Here is a 17,206-nt window from a genome sequence, read left to right as displayed (position 1 = left end):
CAGCTCCGCGGCTCACCACCCGCGCACAGGAGGAACGATGCCCGATCACTCCGTCGAGATCTCGAACGTCCGGCGCTGGTCGATGCTCGTCTGCTCGCTGGTGGCCGCCATGACGACGACCTGCGCGACCGCCGGCGTGGCGTACGTGATCCCGGAACTGCATCGCGCGCACGGACTGTCGCTCTCCTCGGCGGCGACCCTCGCCGCGATCCCCACCATCGGGTTGACGCTCACGATCATCGCCTGGGGTGCGGCCCTGGACCGGTTCGGCGAACGTCGGGTCCTGTCGGTCTCGCTGCTCATCACTCTCGCCGGCACCATCGCGACGATGGTCGCCTCCGCACACGGCGCGAGTTTCACCGTCCTCGCGGCGGGACTCCTGGTCGGCGGGCTGGGCTCCGGTGCGGCGAACGGCGCGAGCGGGCGGATCGTCGTCGGCTGGTTCCCCGCCCGCCAGCGCGGCACGGCGATGGGCATCCGGCAGATGGCGCAGCCGCTCGGCGTGGCCGTCTGCGCGCTCACCATGCCCGTCCTGGCGGACCGCTCCGGCCTCACCGCGGCATTCGCGGTGCCCGTGGCGGTGACGGCGGTCGGTCTGCTCGCGGTGCTGGTCGGAGTCATCGACCCGCCGATTCAGCGCGGTGCCGCGACGGGACGCGCCGCCAACCCGTACCGGAGGGCGTCATTCCTGCAGCGCGTGCACGCCGTGAGCGTGCTGCTGGTGATTCCGCAGTCCATGCTGTGGACGTTCGTGCCCGCGTGGTTGATCGTCGGTCACGGATGGTCGCCGCTGAGCGCAGGCGTCCTGGTGACCGTGACGCAGGTGATCGGTGCGCTGGGCCGGATCGTCGCCGGGCGCATCTCGGACGTCGTCGGTTCGCGGATGCGACCGATCCGGGGCATCGCGATCGCCGCCGCGGCCGGAACCGGACTCCTGGCCCTGACCGACTGGCTGGGATCTCCCCTCGCGGCCGCGATCATGGTCGTCGCGACCGTGAGTGCCGTCGCCGACAACGGCCTCGCATTCACCGCCATCGCCGAATTCGCCGGCTCGTCGTGGAGCGGCCGTGCCCTGGGCGTGCAGAACACCTCGCAGTACATCACGACCGCAGCCAGCACCCCGGTGTTCGGTGCACTCATCGAGTTCGCGGGCTACCCGGCGGCATTCGCGGCCTCGGCACTGGCACCGCTGCTGGCGATCCCGTTGGTGCCGAAGGATCACCCGGCGACCGAGGAGTCGGTGACATGACGCGATTCGACGCCTGACGCCGCGGAGGGCCCGCACCGGAATCGGTGCGGGCCCTCCGTGGCGAATCGGTGCGCTCAGACCAGCGCGAGGATCTCCTCGCCCACCTCGGTGGTGGAACCGCGCGTGTCGCCGCGCTGGGCGACGGACTGGGCCACGGCCTTGGCCACCCGGTCGGCGCCCTCGTCGTCGCCCAGATGACGCAGCAGCAGGCTGACCGACAGGATCGCCGCCGTCGGATCGGCGATGTTCTGCCCTGCGATGTCCGGGGCGCTGCCGTGAACCGGCTCGAACATCGACGGGTTGGCGCGGGTGGCGTCGATGTTGCCCGACGCCGCCAGCCCGATGCCTCCCGACACCGCGGCCGCGAGGTCGGTGATGATGTCGCCGAACAGGTTGTCGGTGACGATCACGTCGAAACGGCCCGGGTCGGTGACCATGAAGATGGTGGCCGCGTCCACGTGCAGGTAGTCGGTGACCACGTCCGGGAACTCCGTGCCGATCTCCTCGACCGCCCGCGTCCACATGCTGCCGGCGAAGGTGAGGACGTTGTTCTTGTGAACCAGCGTCAGCTTCTTGCTGCGGGACTGGGCGCGCGCGAATGCATCGCGGATCACCCGCTCGATCCCGAACCGGGTGTTGACGCTGACCTCGGTCGCCACCTCCTGCGGCGTGCCCACGCGAATGGCGCCGCCGTTGCCGGTGTACGGCCCCTCGGTGCCCTCGCGGACCACGACGAAATCGATCTTCGGATTGCCGGCGAGCGGCGACTCGACGCCGTCGAAGAGGATCGACGGCCGCAGGTTCACGTGGTGGTCGAGGATGAAGCGCATCTTCAGCAGGAAGCCGCGCTCCAGCGTGCCCGACGGCACCGACGGATCGCCGATCGCGCCGAGGAGGATCGCGTCGTGCTCGCGCAGCGACGCGATGTCGGCGTCGGTGAGCAGCTCGCCGGTGGCGTGGTAGCGGCGGGCGCCGAAATCGTACTCGGTGGTCTCGACGTCGGGGTGCAGTTTGCGCACCACGCGCAGTGCCTGCTCGACGACCTCGGGTCCGATTCCGTCGCCCGGAATCACGGCGAGCTTGATGGGCTTGGCGGCACTCACGACAGATCGACCTGCTTGATGTTGGTGGCCGAGACCGACTCGCGCACGGCCTCGACGACCGCGTCCTCGAGTTCCCGGTTCAGGCGCAGGATCATGGTGGCGCCCTCGCCGTCGACGTCCTGGGCCAGGGCCGCGGCGACGATGTCGACGTCCGCGTTGCCGAGCACGGTGCCGATCTTGCCGAGCGAGCCGGGCTGGTCGGCGTAGCTGACCAGCAGGTTGCGGCCTTCGGCGCGGAGGTCGAAGTTGCGGCCGTTGATGTTGACGATCTTCTGAACCTGCTTGGGCCCGGTCAGGGTGCCCGCGACATTGACGACGCTGCCGTCGCCGAACACGGCGCGGACATCGACCTGACTGCGGTGGTTCGGGCTCTCGGACTCGGTGACGACCTCGTGGCTCACGCCGCGCTCACCGGCGACGGCCGGAGCGTTGACGAAGGTGATCGGCTCGTCGACGACGGCCGAGAACAGGCCGCGCAGCGCCGACAGGCCGAGGACGTCGACCGGGTTCGCGGTCAGCTCGCCGCGGACCTCGACGGTCAGGTGGGTGGGCATGCCGTCGGCGACGACGCCCGCGAGGACGCCGAGCTTGCGGGCGAGCTCCAGCCACGGCGCCACCTCGTCGTCGACGGGGCCGCCGGTGATGTTGACGGCGTCGGGGACGAAGTGGCCCGCGAGGGCCAGCTTGACGCTGGCGGCGACGTCGGTGCCGGCCCGGTCCTGCGCTTCGGCGGTCGAGGCGCCGAGGTGCGGGGTCACGACCACCTGGTCGAGCTCGAACAGCGGCGAATCGGTGCAGGGCTCGGAGTCGAAGACGTCCAGGCCCGCACCGCGAACCTTGCCCGACGTGATGGCGTCGGCAAGCGCCTGCTCGTCGATCAGCCCGCCGCGAGCGGCGTTGACGATGATGACGCCGTCCTTGACCTTGGCGAGCTGCTCGGCACCGATGAGACCGGCGGTCTCCTTGGTCTTCGGCAGGTGAATGGTGATGAAGTCCGCACGCTCCAGCAGCTCGTCGAGGGTGACGAGCTCGATGCCGAGCTGCGCAGCGCGAGCGGCTGACGCGTAGGGGTCGTACGCGACGATCTTGGCCTCGAAGGCCGACAGGCGCTGCGCCACCAGCTGACCGATGCGGCCCAGCCCGATGACGCCGACGGTCTTGTCGAACAGCTCGACGCCGGAGAACGACGAGCGCTTCCAGGTGTGATCCTTGAGCGTTGCGTCGGCGGCCGGGACCTGGCGGGCGGTCGACATCAGCAGCGCGATCGCGTGCTCAGCGGCCGAGTGGATGTTCGACGTCGGTGCATTGACCACCATCACGCCGCGCTCGGTGGCTGCGGGCACATCGACGTTGTCCAGACCGACGCCCGCGCGAGCGATGATCTTCAGGTTCGCGCCCGCGTCGAGGACCTCGGCGTCGACCGTGGTGGCCGAGCGTACGAGGATCGCGTCGGCGTCGACCACGGCTTCGAGCAGCTTCGGGCGGTCGGGGCCGTCCACCCACCGGACTTCGACGTCGGAGCCGAGTGCTTCGACGGTCGACGGGGCGAGTTTGTCGGCAATGAGGACGACGGGGCGGCCGCTTTCGGTCACTGAGAATCTCCAAGGTTCTTCCGGTGGAGAGTGCCAGGTCCGGCACCCAAGACTTGCAAGGCAATGGTAGTGCGCCGAGGTGCGTCCGGCGCAGCCGGGCTGGCATCACTGTGGTGGCTGACACTCGGGCAGGGTAGATTGCTGGGGTCGTCGCACTGAGCCGTCTCGATTCCGTCACAACTGGCTGTGAGTCACGGTCGACAGTTGGGGCGTTGAGCACGAGGCCATTAGGGTGAGCACGTCGCTGCACTTGCGCGCGCGGCCGAAGAGAAGAACTGAGCGGAGATGCACATGAAGAAGTTGACGGTGCTGATCGCGGTGATCGCGGCCGGCCTGTTATCGCTGGTCGGAGTGGGTATCGCCGACGCAGCCCCCAAGGTTCCGCTGGGTGGCGGATCCGGAATCCTGGTCCTCCAGGGCGGAAACAAGGCAGCGGCGTGCACCGTGACGACCGTGGGTCGGCCGAAGTCGGGCAAGCACGCGGGCGAGTTGATCGCCGTCACCGCCGGACACTGCGGCAAGGCTGGACAGGACGTCCTGTCGGAGTCGTTCCAGAACCGCGGAAAGATCGGCAAGATCGTGTACTCCGCGTCAGACATCGACATCGCCGTCATCAAATTGAACTCGAACGTCGCACCGCTGCGCACCGTTCGCGGCGTCACCATCCGCAAGATCAACACCACCCCGATCCAGTTCCCGACGGTCCTGTGCAAGACCGGCCGCACCACGGGCAAGACCTGCGGCGTGACCTGGTTCTCGGACAGCTCAGCGCACTTCAGTCAGGTCTGCGTCGTCGAAGGCGACTCGGGCAGCCCGGTGGTCGTGGGCGACCAACTGGTGGGCATGGTGAACGCGTACTACTTCGTCTCCTGCCTCGGACCGGAGACCGGCACCAACGCACGGACGATTCTGAATCGTCTCACCAAGGTCGGCTACGGCGACTTCAAGCCGGTGTAGCCCCTGGTAGACCAAGCGGGCCCCGAGATCCGTCTCGGGGCCCGCTTCGTTGCTGTCCGGCGGGTGCGACGGTCAGCCCTCGACGGCGTCGCGGATCTTGCCTTCGGTGTATTTGACGCCCTGCTCGGCGAACGGACCGATCAGGCCGCCGAGCACCTTCCCGGTGAGCCCGCCCGGCAGCGTGTAACCGAACACCACGGAGAGCACGGTGGTGCCGGGTTCCTCACCGTCGGCGAACGACCACTGCGTGTCCGCGCCGAAGCCCTTGATGGATTCGAGCTTGATGAGTTCGCCCTCCACCCAGTCGGTGCAGCGCACCGTGGACGTCAACTCCTTCGGCCCCACCTTGATCGCCGTCTCGAAGACCGAGTCCAGTCCGTGATCGATCTCGGTGGTCGGAGTGAACCGACCCACGCCGAACATGTAGTCGGGCACGTTCCGATAGTCGTCCACGTACGCGAAGACCTTCTCGCGCGCGGCCTTGATCACTGCTTCGTGGCGCACTTCGCCCATCCGACACTCCCCTCGTCGCGACCGCGGACCGTCCGCGGCGCATTGCGCAGAATCGTAGCGGGCGGCAATACCTCCCGCGTCTCCCGGCGACAGGTGCGTCGTCCTGGACGACGCAAGCGTCGTCGGGAGACGCGGGCGTCCGGGAGGCGACCAACGCACGCGACCCCGCACCCAAGCGGGCGCGGGGTCGCGGTTTGCAGCGGAGGCTTACGCGGTCTCAGTGATCGGGCGGTCCACCCAGCTCATCAGATCGCGGAGCTTCTGGCCGGTGACCTCGATCGGGTGCTCGGCGTTCTCCTTGCGGAGGCCCTCGAGCTCCTTATTACCACCCTCGACATTGGCGACCAGACGCTTGACGAACGAGCCGTCCTGGATGTCCGACAGGATCGCCTTCATGCGCTCCTTGGTGTCGGCGTCGATGACGCGCGGACCGGACAGGTAGCCGCCGAACTCAGCGGTGTCGGACACCGAGTAGTTCATGCGCGCGATGCCGCCCTCGTACATGAGGTCGACGATCAACTTGAGCTCGTGCAGGCACTCGAAGTAGGCCATCTCGGGCGCGTAGCCGGCCTCGATCAGAACCTCGAAACCGGTCTTGACCAGTTCTTCGGTGCCACCGCAGAGCACGGCCTGCTCACCGAAGAGGTCGGTCTCGGTCTCTTCCTTGAAGTCGGTCTTGATGACGCCTGCGCGGGTGCCGCCGATGCCCTTGGCGTAGCTCAGTGCCAGCGCCTGGCCGTCGCCCTTCGGGTCCTGGTGGACGGCGATGAGCGCCGGGACGCCCTTGCCGTCGACGAACTGGCGGCGGACCAGGTGGCCCGGGCCCTTCGGCGCGACCATGCCGACGGTGATGTTGGCAGCGGGCTTGATGAGGCCGAAGTGGATGTTCAGTCCGTGACCGAAGAACAGCGCATCGCCGTCGTTCAGGTTGGGCTCGATGTCGTTGGTGAAGATGCTGGCCTGGCTGGTGTCCGGCGCCAGGAGCATGATGACGTCGGCCCATGCGGCGGCCTCAGCGGTGCCCATGACCTTCAGGCCCTGCTCCTCCGCCTTCTCACGCGACGGCGAACCCTCGCGCAGGCCGATCGCGACGTCGACGCCCGAGTCACGGAGCGACAGCGAGTGCGCATGGCCCTGGCTGCCGTAGCCGATCACAGCGACCTTGCGGCCCTGGATGATCGACAGGTCGGCGTCATCGTCGTAGAACAGTTCGACTGCCACGGTAAATCCCTTCAATACGGTCTAGCTTCATTGTTTGTGTGTCGTGTCTATTGAATCGCGTCGGTGTGACCGTCGCCGCGGCCGGGGTCCCCGGTGCGACGACACAGCGCACGTCAGCGGTTGGCCGACATGCTCTTGGGTCCGCGGCCGAGGGTGACGCCGCCGGACTGAGCGATTTCGCGAATGCCGTACGGATCCAGCATGCGCAGCAGTGCTTCGAGCTTGTCGGACGTTCCGGTGGCCTCGATCGTGACCGACTCCGGGGAGACGTCGACGACCTTGGCGCGGAACAGATTCACGACGTCGATCACTTCGGCGCGATTGGTGGAGTCCGCCCGGATCTTGATCAGGATGAGTTCGCGCGAGACCGAGTTCGCCGGCTCCTGCTCCACGATCTTGATCACGTTGATGAGCTTGTTGAGCTGCTTGGTGACCTGCTCGAGGGGGAAGTCCTCCACCGACACGATGACGGTCATCCGAGAGATGCCCTTGAGTTCGGTCGGTCCCACGGCGAGGGACTCGATGTTGAATCCGCGGCGCGAGAACAGTCCCGCGACGCGGGCCAGCACGCCCGGTCGGTCCTCGACGAGAACGCTCAGCGTATGGGTGCTCATTCCTGGGTCCCTTCCTGCAGACGGTCCTGCACCGGTTCGATGTCCACCGGGCTGGTGGCTGCTTCGTCGTCGTCGAACAGCGGGCGGATGTCGCGAGCTGCCATGATCTGGTCATTGCCGGTGCCCGCGGCGACCATCGGCCACACCTGGGCGTCCTTGCCGACGATGAAGTCGATGAGGACCGGGCGGTCGTTGATCTCGCGCGCCTTCGCGATCGTGGGCGCCACATCCTCCTCACGCTCCACGCGGAACGCGACGCAGCCGAGCGCTTCGGCCAGCTTGAGGAAGTCGGGGATCATTCGCGAGTGGGTCGACAGGTCGGTGTTGGAGTACCGCTCGTCGTAGAACAGCGTCTGCCACTGCCGAACCATGCCCAGGTTGCCGTTGTTGATCAGGGCGACCTTGATCGGGAAGCCCTCGATCGCACACGTGGCCAGCTCCTGGTTGGTCATCTGGAAGCAACCGTCGCCGTCGACCGCCCAGACCTCGGTCTCCGGAGCGGCTGCCTTGGCGCCCATCGCCGCGGGGATGGAGTAGCCCATGGTTCCGAGGCCGCCCGAGTTGAGCCAGGTGCGCGGGTGCTCGTACTTGATGAACTGTGCCGCCCACATCTGATGCTGGCCGACGCCCGCGACATACACCGCGTTCGGTCCGGCAGCCTTGCCGAGCTCGGCGATGACGAACTCCGGAGACAGCGAGCCGTCGGACTGCTTGTCGTAGCTGAGCGGGTAGGTGTCGCGGATGTCGCGCAGGTACGACCACCACTCGTCCATGTCCGGCTTGGCGCCGCCTGCGGCGAGGTCTGCACGGATCGCTTCGGTGAGGTCGGCGATGACCGCCTTCGCGTCGCCGACGATGGGGACGTCCACGTCGCGGTTCTTGCCGATCTCGGCCGGGTCGACGTCGGCGTGGATCACCTTGGCGTCGGGTGCGAACGAGTCGAGCTGGCCGGTCACGCGGTCGTCGAACCGCGCGCCGAGCGTGATCAGCAGGTCGCTGCGCTGCAGCGCCGCGACCGCACCGACGGCGCCGTGCATGCCGGGCATGCCCATGTGCAGGTCGTGGCTGTCGGGGAAGGCGCCGCGTGCCATCAGCGTGGTGACGACCGGGATGCCGGTCAGTTCCGCCAGTTCGCGGAGTTCCTGGGACGCCTCCGCCTTGATGACACCGCCGCCGACGTACAGCACCGGCTTGCGGGCCTGTGCGATCATGCGCGCGGCCTCGCGGATCTGCTTGCCGTGCGGCTTGGTGGTCGGCCGGTAGCCGGGCAGCTCGAACTGCGGCGGCCACGAGAACGTGGTCTGCGCCTGCAGAATGTCCTTCGGGATGTCGACGAGCACCGCGCCCGGGCGACCGGACTCGGCGATGTAGAACGCCTCGGCGATGATGCGCGGGATGTCCGCGGCACTGCTGACCAGGAAGTTATGCTTGGTGATCGGCATCGTGATTCCGGAGATGTCGGCTTCCTGGAATCCGTCGGTACCGATCAGCGAGCGACCGACCTGGCCGGTGATCGCGACCACCGGGACCGAGTCCATCTGCGCGTCGGCCAGCGGCGTGACCAGGTTCGTGGCACCGGGGCCCGACGTCGCCATCATGACGCCGGCGCGACCCGCGACCTGCGCATACCCGGTGGCGGCGTGTCCCGCGCCCTGCTCATGACGCACCAGAACGTGACGGACCTTCTGCGAATCGAGGAGCGGATCGTAGACCGGAAGCACAGCACCGCCCGGGATACCGAACACGACGTCGACGCCAAGCTCCTCGAGCGAACGGACCACAGACTGGGCGCCGGTGACTCGCTCGGGCGCCACCACGGCGCTCGGCGAGCGCATGCCCTCGGTGGACGGCGACTGCGGTCGGGTCCCTGACCCGCGTGCTGGTTGAGTACTCACTGCACGATCCTCATCATCATTGTTTCTCTGGTCTGTCCGCGCTTCCCCACACGGCTCCCGGGGACTTCGAATCCGGGTTCTGGCAAGAAAAAACCCTCGCCAGCGAGGCTGTGCGAGGGGCGCGTCGTAATTGGTTCTGAAGGTCTACGAAGTGACCGATCAGGCGTCGACGCGCCGACCGATTACTACGAGAAACTTCCGAGTCATCACGAGGACAAGGTAGGGCAGCGCCAGCCGTCTCGTCAAATCGATGGCGGAGCGCCACGCGCTGGGCGATACGTGCCAGTCGGGCGGCCATCATAGTGACTCCGACGTGAGACAATCAGGACTATGAGTGAATCGTCCAAGGTTTTCGCGATCTCTCGGCTCGCGTACTTCGCCGTCCCCCTCGTGTTCCTGGCGTCCATCGTGTTGATGGGCATCTCGGTTCCGTGGTTCGCCTGGACACTCGTGTTCCCGGTGCTCCTCGCCTGGTGGATTCACCGGCTCAAGACCATCGTCGACGGGCAGGGCATCACTGCCGTCGGCACCCGGCAGACCACGCGCATCCCGTGGCACGACGTCGACGGCCTCCGTTTCGCGAAGTGGAGTTCGGCCCGCGTCGTGCTGACGGACGGGACGTCGGTGCGTCTGCCGTCGGTCGGCTTCAACGACCTCCCGCTGTTGGCCCAGGCCAGCGGTGGACGCGTGCCGGATCCGTTCCAGTCCGAGCGGGAAGCGCGACTGGCCGCAGGCTGAGCCGCCGTTGACTGCCAAGGATCTGAACGACGCGATCGACAACGGTCACCTCGTCTTCGTCGGCAGCGAACTGTCGAGGCTCCCGCCGCAGGACGCCGCGGCCGTTCTCGATGCGATGGACGTCGGAGATCGGACGATCGCGTTCCGACTGCTGCCGAAGAACGACGCCGTCGCGGTCTTCGACGAACTGACGCCCGGCGCGCAGGCGGCGCTGATCCGCTCCCTCGGCACCGCCGAGATCGCCGATGCGTTCGACAGCATGGATCCCGACGACCGCGCCGAACTGCTCGACGAACTCCCCGCCAATGTCGCGAACGCACTGATCCGCAGCCTCTCCCCCGCCGAGCGCGATGCGACGGCGGTAGTGCTCGGGTTCCGCCGCGGCTCCGTCGGTCGCCGCATGAGCCCGGAGTACGTTCACGTCTTCCCCGACGACACGTGCGCGGCCGCGATCGAGCGAATCAAACAGCGCGGCCGCGATGCGGAGACCATCTACACAATCCCCGTGGTGGATCATCAGCGCCGCCTGGTGGGCGTCGCCAGTCTGCGCGATCTGCTGTTGTCCGATCCCGAGATCGCCGTCGACGAGTACACCAAGTCGCCGATCTACGCGTACGCCTCGGAGGAGGCCGAGTCGGCGGCACAACGCTGTCTGGATCGCTCCGTGATGGCGATGCCGGTGGTCGACCAGGAGAAGCGTCTGCTCGGCATCCTCACCATGGACGACGCCGCCGAGGTGGTCGAAGCGGCGCGCGACGAGGACGAGGCGCGCGCGGGCGCCCGAGAGGTGTTGAAGACCCCGTACCTGCACGCGTCGATCTTCGCGATCACCCGCGCCCGCGTGGTGTGGCTGTTCGTGCTCGCGCTCTCGGCCATCCTGACCGTCAACGTCTTAGAGATCTTCGAGGGCACGCTGGAACAGCGGGTCGCGCTGGCCCTGTTCATCCCGCTGCTCACCGGCATCGGCGGAAACACCGGTTCGCAGGCGGCCACCACCGTCACCCGGGCGCTGGCCACCGAGGAGGTGACCCCGCGCGACGCCGCGCTGGTCGCGGGCAAGGAGGTCCGCGTCGGACTCACCATGGGAGCAGCGCTCGGCGTCGTGGGATTCGGCGTCGCCGCGGCCGTGTACGGCGTCGACATCGGCACCGTGATCGGCCTGACCATCGTCTCGGTCTGCACCATGGCAGCGACCGTCGGCGGACTGATGCCGCTGCTGGCCAAGACGGTTCGCGTCGATCCGGCAGTGTTCTCGACGCCGTTCATCTCGACCTTCTGCGACGCCACCGGTCTGATCGTCTATTTCATGATCGCGAAGACGGTGCTCGGCATCTGAGCGGGTAGCGGTCCGGAGGCCGAATCCGGTGCGCGCGTAAAGTGAACAGGACAACCCGGCCACAGCCCGACCGGGACACTTCTGCGATTTGTAGCGAGGAATTTCATGCCAGCCCTGCGGTCTCGCACCACCACCGTCGGCCGAGAAGCCTCCGGAGCACGCGCCCTGTGGCGCGCCACCGGTATGACCGATGACGATTTCGGCAAGCCGATCGTCGCCATCGCGAACTCGTACACCCAGTTCGTGCCGGGCCACGTGCACCTCAAGAACGTGGGCGAGATCGTCGCCGACGCCATTCGCGAGGCGGGCGGCGTGGCGAAGGAGTTCCACACCATCGCCGTCGACGACGGCATCGCCATGGGCCACGGCGGCATGCTCTATTCGCTGCCGAGCCGCGAGATCATCGCCGACTCCGTCGAGTACATGGTGAACGCCCACACCGCCGACGCCCTGGTCTGCATCTCGAACTGCGACAAGATCACCCCCGGCATGCTCAACGCCGCGATGCGCCTGAACATCCCGACCGTCTTCGTCTCCGGTGGACCGATGGAGGCGGGCAAGTCGGTCGTGATCAACGGCGTCGTGCGACCGGGGACCGATCTCATCGACGCGATCTCCGCGTCGGCCGACGGCGAGGTCAACGACAACGAACTGCTCAAGGTGGAGCAGTCCGCCTGCCCCACCTGCGGATCGTGCTCGGGCATGTTCACCGCGAACTCGATGAACTGCCTCACCGAGGCTCTCGGTCTGTCCCTGCCCGGCAACGGATCCACGCTGGCCACCCAGGTGGCCCGTCGCGATCTGTTCACGCGCGCAGGCGAACTGATCGTCGACATCGCCAAGCGGTACTACCACGACGACGACGAGTCGGTCCTGCCGCGCAACGTCGCCACCCGTGAGGCCTTCGAGAACGCGATGGCGCTGGATGTGGCGATGGGCGGTTCCACGAACACGGTGCTGCACATTCTGGCCGCCGCGCAAGAGGGCGACGTGCAGTTCGATCTGCACGACATCGACCGCGTCTCGCGGAACGTGCCGTGCCTGGCGAAGGTCGCACCGAACTCGCCGAAGTACTACATGGAGCATGTTCATCGCGCAGGCGGCATCCCGGCGATCCTCGGTGAGCTGAATCGTGCGGGTCTGTTGAACACGAACGTGCACCCGGTGCACGCTTCGTCGCTCGAGTCGTACCTGGCCGACTGGGACATCCGCAGCGGCACCGCCACCGCCGAAGCGCTCGACCTGTTCCACGCCGCTCCCGGCGGCGTCCGCACCACCGAGCCGTTCTCGACGTCGAACCGGTGGGAGTCGCTCGACACCGACGCCGCCGACGGATGCATCCGCGACAAGGAGCACGCGTACACCGTCGAGGGCGGTCTGTGCGTGCTGCACGGCAACCTGGCCCAGAACGGCGCCATCCTCAAGACGGCGGGCGTCGACGAATCGCTGTGGCACTTCCAGGGCCCTGCGCGCGTGGTGGAGAGCCAGGAGGACGCCGTCCACGCGATCCTGTCGAAGGAGTTGCAGAAGGGCGAGGTGCTTGTGATCCGTTACGAGGGCCCCGCAGGCGGCCCCGGCATGCAGGAGATGCTGCACCCCACCGCCTTCATGAAGGGCACCGGGATGGGCAAGTACTGCGGTCTGGTCACCGACGGCCGGTTCTCCGGCGGCTCATCGGGCCTGGTGATCGGCCACGCCTCCCCGGAGGCCGCGGCCGGCGGCGACATCGGCCTGGTGGAGGACGGCGACGAGATCCTCATCGACGTGCACTCGCGTACGTTGAAGGTCCTCGTCGACGACGAGACCCTCGCCGAACGGCGCGCCAAGATGGAGGCGTCCGAACATCCGTGGGCCCCGCGCAACCGGGAGCGGACCGTGAGCAAGGCGCTCCGCGCCTACGCGAAGCTGGCCACCTCGGCCGACAAGGGCGCCGTCCGCGTCGTCGACTGAGCTCAACGGCATACCTTCACAAAACACCGAGCGTCCCCCTCAGTGAGTGGGACGCTCGGTGTTCGTGTGGTCTCGTCCGGGTTCGGGTCAGCCCGCCGGATTTCCCGGCGAGTCGAGCGGGTTGGTCCCGTTGAACACCACCCAGATCGCCACGGCGACGCCGATGCCGACGATCAGCCAGGCGGCCGAACCCCATGCCGGCCTTCGAGCCCAGCCCCATCGACGGTCCACCGCGTACGCCCCGGGACCGGTCAGAATCAACGAGGCGACGGCCGCCGCGAGGACGGCCTCCAGCTCGATGCCGCTGCCCCCGCCGTCGCCCGCGAAGAACCACAGGCCACCTGCGAGGGTGACCTTGTAGGTGAGCGCGACCAGAATGCTGCTCAGCACGGCGGCGCCGGCGATCGGCGTCAGCAGTCCCAGGATCAACAGGATGCCGCCCGCGGTCTCGCTGACTCCGGCGACGAACGACAGGATCGTCGTGACGTCGCTGTTGAAGCCGATGCTGGGGTTCGCGGCGTTGGTCAGGAAGTCGGCGAAGCCGTCGGGGCCGGGTCCGTTGAACCATCCGGTGAGCTTCTGCAGACCGTGCACGGTGAACGTCGCACCGATCGCCAGGCGCAGGATCAGCAGGCCCAGGTCGATGGTGCCGCGTCGCGCGACCGGGGCGACGGCCGGTTCCTCGGGCGGTGCGGCCACCGGCTCCGGCTCCGCGCCGTCGAAATCCTCCAGGGCGAACGGCTCGGTCGGCTGCGGCTCGATGTACGGCAGCGGGGGCTCGGTCATCTGCTCCGCATAGCGTCGGTCCCCGTCGGACTCCTCGTCGGCCTCGTCGTCGTCCGTGAACGGCACGGTGTGCACCGGCTCGGTCGACACGCTCTTCTTGACGGGATTCTGCGACGTCGTGTCGGCCACCGAACTGATGATGACCGGCGGCTTCGCCTCGTCGGTCTCGATCGGCTCGGTCCGATTCATCGATGCCTGCTGGTCCGGCTCGACCACCGGGAGCGCCTCGGTCGGCGCATCCGCCAACGGCTCGGGTGCTGACGCGGCCTCGTCGCGCTGCGCCTTCTGGTCGATGGCATCCTGGACCGCGGGTTCGGGTCGACGGCGGTGCCGGTCGAAGAAGTCGTCGTTGTCGGGTTGGGGCCGACGGATCTTCGGCCGCTCGATGGCCTCCGTCGGCTCGTCATACGGACTGCCCACGTTCGGCACGTCTGCGCCGACCGAAGGCTTGTCTTCGCCACTACTCACATCTACCGACTCTAGGGCGGTCTTGCCGTGGAGAGGCTTAGCGGCACCCGACGATTTGATAACGAAAGTTACAGTGGAGGAATGCCGTCGCACTCCCGGACCGCCCGCCGCATCCTCGTCGCTGTGACGTCCGCGATCGCCGTCGTGACGATGACCACGTCCTGTGCCGACTTCACCCAGGAAGACCAGGTGGCCGCGCAGGGCTCATTCACAGCTCCGCCGACCATGGAGCGCAAACCCGCACCACCGCCGTCCCCTCGCGACGAGACCGGCGGGACTCCCCCGACCGGTCCGTGCGTCGATCCCGATCCGTCGGTCATCGCGACCTGCCTCGCGTCGACGTCGGGCGTGCGTCCCGCAGACGCGTCGGGACAGACCACCTACGTCGCTGAACGCACCACCGGCAAGATCATCCTGTCCAAGCGCTACGGTCCGCAGCGGGCGGTCGCGACCGTGCCGGTCGACGCCTCCGGGGACGGCGGACTGATCGACTTCGCGATGTCGCCCACGTACCTCGAGGACCAGTTGATCTTCGCGCTCGTGACCACCGGCTCCGACAACCGGATCGTCCGCATCGCGCCGACCGGTTCGGTGAAGCCCATCCTGACCGGCATCCCGAAGGGCGCGAGCGGCAACATGGGCTCCATCGCGTTCGAGGGCCCCAACACGCTCGTGGTGGCGACGGGCGACACCGGCAACACCGGCGCCGCCGACGACCCGAGTTCGCTGGCGGGCAAGATCTTCACGATCAACCCCAACGCCGCCGACCCGCGGCCCGACCTTCGCGCATCAGGCCTCGGGTCCGATGTGGCCCTGTGCCCGTCTCCCGGCAGCGACGGCCAACTGTTCGTCGCCGACAGCGGTGCGCGCGGCGACCGCCTGTCGCTGGTCGGCCCCAAGAGCCTGCAGACCCTGTGGACGTGGGCGGACCGCCCGGGCGTGAGCGGCTGCGCCGTCGGTCAGGACTGGATCTCCGTCTCCCTCGCCAAGAAACAGCGCATCGACACCTTCATCCGGCCGTCGACCGGGAGCTCGACACTCGGCGAACCCAGTGCTCAGCCCACCGACAAGACCTATGGCGCCGTCGGGCGCATGACGTCGATCGGCGGCGCGGCCACCCAGATCGCCACCGTCAACAAATCGGTCCGAGTCGGCGATGTGAAGTCCTTCGACGACCGCGTCGCGATCTTCATGCCGAAGCCCGGCGAAGACCTGCGCTAGCGTCCGGGCGGCGTCACTGGCACGCGGCCAGGACCAGCTCCTTCACTCGCGCCGGATCGGCCTGACCGCGGGTCGCCTTCATGACGTCGCCGACGATCTTGCCTGCCGCCTGCACCTTGCCGCCGCGGATCTTGTCGGCGATGTCGGGGTTGGCGGCCAACGCCTCGTCGACGGCCTGCTGAAGCGCCGAGTCGTCGCGAACCACTTCCAGGCCGCGGTCAGCGACGATCTGTGTGGGCTCGCCCTCCCCGTCGAGGACCGCCACGACCACCTGCTGGGCGAGCTTGTTCGTGAGCTTGCCCTCGTCGACCATGCCGATCACCTCGGCGACCTGCTTCGGCGCGATCGCGAGATCGGCCAGCTCCACGTCGCGAGCATTGGCCTGCTGGGCGAGGAACGAGACCCACCAGCTGCGTGCCGCGTCCGCGGACGCACCCGCCTCGGCGGTCTCGATGATGAGGTCCACAGCGCCGACGTTCACCAGGTCGCGCATCACTTCGTCGGACACGCCCCACTGCTCCTGGATGCGGGCGCGACGGATCCACGGCAGTTCGGGCAGGGTGCTCCGCAGTCGCTCGACCCATTCCGGGCGGGCGATGACCGGCGGCAAGTCCGGCTCCGGGAAGTAGCGATAGTCCTCGGCGGTCTCCTTGCGGCGTCCCGCCGACGTGGTGCCGTCGGCCTCGTGGAAGTGGCGGGTCTCCTGGATGATCTCGCCGCCCCCGCTCAGCACGGCGGCCTGCCGCTGCATCTCGAAGCGAACCGCGGTCTCCACCGATTTGAGCGAGTTGACGTTCTTGGTCTCGGTACGGGTCCCGAACTCGGTGGCGCCCTTCGCCTTCAGCGACAGGTTCACATCGCAGCGCATCGAGCCCTGGTCCATGCGGACGTCGGAGACATCGAGCGACTTCAGCAGATCCCGGAGCGCACTGACATAGGCGCGGGCGATCTCGGGCGCACGCTCACCGGCGCCTTCGATCGGGCGGGTGACGATCTCGACGAGCGGCACCCCTGCGCGGTTGTAGTCGAGGAGCGAGTGGCTGGCGCCGTGGATGCGGCCGGTGGCGCCGCCGATGTGCAGCGACTTGCCCGTGTCCTCCTCCATATGCGCGCGCTCGATCTCCACTCGCCACGTGGTGCCGTCGGCGAGGTTGACGTCCAGGTAGCCGTCATACGAGGTGGGCTCGTCGTACTGGCTGATCTGGTAGTTCTTCGGCTGATCCGGGTAGAAGTAGTTCTTCCGTGCGAAGACGCTCGACTCGCGGATCGAGCAGTTCAGCGCCAGGCCGATGCGCACCGCGGACTCGACAGCCTTCGCGTTCGCGACCGGCAGGGCACCCGGGAGACCGAGGCAGGCCGGGCACACCTGCGTGTTGGGTTCACCACCGAACGTGGTGGGACACCCGCAGAACATCTTGGTGGCCGTGCCGAGTTCGACGTGGACCTCCATGCCCATCACGGGGTCGTAGGTCTCGATGACGTCGTCGAAGTCCATCAGTTCGTCGATAGCCGCACTCATGCGCTCCATCGTATCTGGGGGTCGAAGTGGGGGTGCTTCCCGAT

General features: G+C 67.8%; 14 protein-coding genes. 6 read left to right on the top strand and 8 right to left on the bottom strand.

Going from position 1 to position 17,206, the window contains the following annotated elements; genetic code table 11:
- Positions 1-37: 37 nt before the first annotated feature.
- Positions 38-1,249, top strand: a complete 1,212-nt coding sequence (locus GH2_RS01360; protein WP_066162058.1) for an MFS transporter — start codon at positions 38-40, stop codon at positions 1,247-1,249.
- 74 nt (positions 1,250-1,323) lie between these two features.
- Here the strand turns inward: GH2_RS01360 and GH2_RS01355 are convergent, their stop codons facing one another.
- Positions 1,324-2,334, bottom strand: a complete 1,011-nt coding sequence (locus GH2_RS01355) for a 3-isopropylmalate dehydrogenase (protein WP_066163239.1) — start codon at positions 2,332-2,334, stop codon at positions 1,324-1,326.
- Between the two features lie 14 nt (positions 2,335-2,348).
- Positions 2,349-3,944 carry a phosphoglycerate dehydrogenase gene (gene serA, locus GH2_RS01350; protein ID WP_066162056.1) on the bottom strand — a complete coding sequence of 532 codons (1,596 nt, stop codon included), beginning with the start codon at positions 3,942-3,944 and terminating at the stop codon, positions 2,349-2,351.
- Between the two features lie 285 nt (positions 3,945-4,229).
- Between serA and GH2_RS01345 the strand changes: the two genes are divergently transcribed.
- Complete coding sequence (locus GH2_RS01345) at positions 4,230-4,901, top strand: trypsin-like serine protease (protein WP_084247230.1); 672 nt, start codon at positions 4,230-4,232, stop codon at positions 4,899-4,901.
- Positions 4,902-4,973: 72 nt separating this feature from the next.
- On the opposite strand, the gene GH2_RS01340 is transcribed toward GH2_RS01345, so the two are convergent.
- The 4 genes from GH2_RS01340 to GH2_RS01325 all read right to left on the bottom strand — a co-directional run bounded on the left by GH2_RS01340 (position 4,974) and on the right by GH2_RS01325 (position 9,144).
- Positions 4,974-5,414 (bottom strand): SRPBCC family protein, encoded by a 441-nt coding sequence (locus tag GH2_RS01340; protein WP_066162053.1) that lies wholly within the window; start codon positions 5,412-5,414, stop codon positions 4,974-4,976.
- Positions 5,415-5,621: 207 nt separating this feature from the next.
- Complete coding sequence (ilvC, locus tag GH2_RS01335; RefSeq protein WP_066162049.1) at positions 5,622-6,635, bottom strand: ketol-acid reductoisomerase; 1,014 nt, start codon at positions 6,633-6,635, stop codon at positions 5,622-5,624.
- 113 nt (positions 6,636-6,748) lie between these two features.
- Complete coding sequence (ilvN, locus tag GH2_RS01330) at positions 6,749-7,249, bottom strand: acetolactate synthase small subunit (protein ID WP_066162046.1); 501 nt, start codon at positions 7,247-7,249, stop codon at positions 6,749-6,751.
- A complete protein-coding gene (locus GH2_RS01325) occupies positions 7,246-9,144 on the bottom strand; it encodes an acetolactate synthase large subunit (RefSeq protein ID WP_084247229.1) in 1,899 nt (632 codons plus the stop codon). Before GH2_RS01325 ends, ilvN begins: the two co-directional genes overlap by 4 nt.
- A 330-nt stretch (positions 9,145-9,474) precedes the next feature.
- Between GH2_RS01325 and GH2_RS01320 the strand changes: the two genes are divergently transcribed.
- From GH2_RS01320 to ilvD, 3 genes are all read left to right on the top strand, one after another.
- Positions 9,475-9,882: a PH domain-containing protein gene (locus GH2_RS01320; RefSeq protein WP_066162038.1), complete on the top strand. Its 408-nt coding sequence runs from the start codon at positions 9,475-9,477 to the stop codon at positions 9,880-9,882.
- Positions 9,883-9,889: 7 nt separating this feature from the next.
- Positions 9,890-11,218: a magnesium transporter gene (mgtE, locus tag GH2_RS01315; protein WP_066163235.1), complete on the top strand. Its 1,329-nt coding sequence runs from the start codon at positions 9,890-9,892 to the stop codon at positions 11,216-11,218.
- Positions 11,219-11,323: 105 nt separating this feature from the next.
- Positions 11,324-13,168, top strand: coding sequence for a dihydroxy-acid dehydratase (gene ilvD, locus GH2_RS01310; RefSeq protein WP_066162035.1), 1,845 nt, complete (start codon positions 11,324-11,326; stop codon positions 13,166-13,168).
- Positions 13,169-13,255: 87 nt separating this feature from the next.
- Here ilvD and GH2_RS01305 read toward each other — a convergent pair whose 3' ends face one another.
- On the bottom strand, positions 13,256-14,422 hold the full coding sequence (locus GH2_RS01305; protein WP_169802408.1) for a DoxX family protein: 1,167 nt from the start codon (positions 14,420-14,422) through the stop codon (positions 13,256-13,258).
- 81 nt (positions 14,423-14,503) lie between these two features.
- Here GH2_RS01305 and GH2_RS01300 point away from each other — a divergent pair, with 81 nt between their 5' ends.
- A complete protein-coding gene (locus GH2_RS01300) occupies positions 14,504-15,643 on the top strand; it encodes a PQQ-dependent sugar dehydrogenase (protein ID WP_084247228.1) in 1,140 nt (379 codons plus the stop codon).
- A 13-nt stretch (positions 15,644-15,656) separates the two neighbouring features.
- Here GH2_RS01300 and gatB read toward each other — a convergent pair whose 3' ends face one another.
- Positions 15,657-17,162, bottom strand: a complete 1,506-nt coding sequence (gene gatB / locus GH2_RS01295) for an Asp-tRNA(Asn)/Glu-tRNA(Gln) amidotransferase subunit GatB (protein WP_066163229.1) — start codon at positions 17,160-17,162, stop codon at positions 15,657-15,659.
- Positions 17,163-17,206 lie beyond the last annotated feature (44 nt).

The sequence above is a fragment of the Gordonia hydrophobica NBRC 16057 genome (assembly GCF_001592365.1).
Taxonomy (GTDB): Bacteria; Actinomycetota; Actinomycetes; order Mycobacteriales; family Mycobacteriaceae; genus Gordonia; species Gordonia hydrophobica.
The sequence above is the reverse complement of the archived record's forward strand: the minus strand, read 5'-3'. Positions and strand labels throughout refer to the sequence as shown.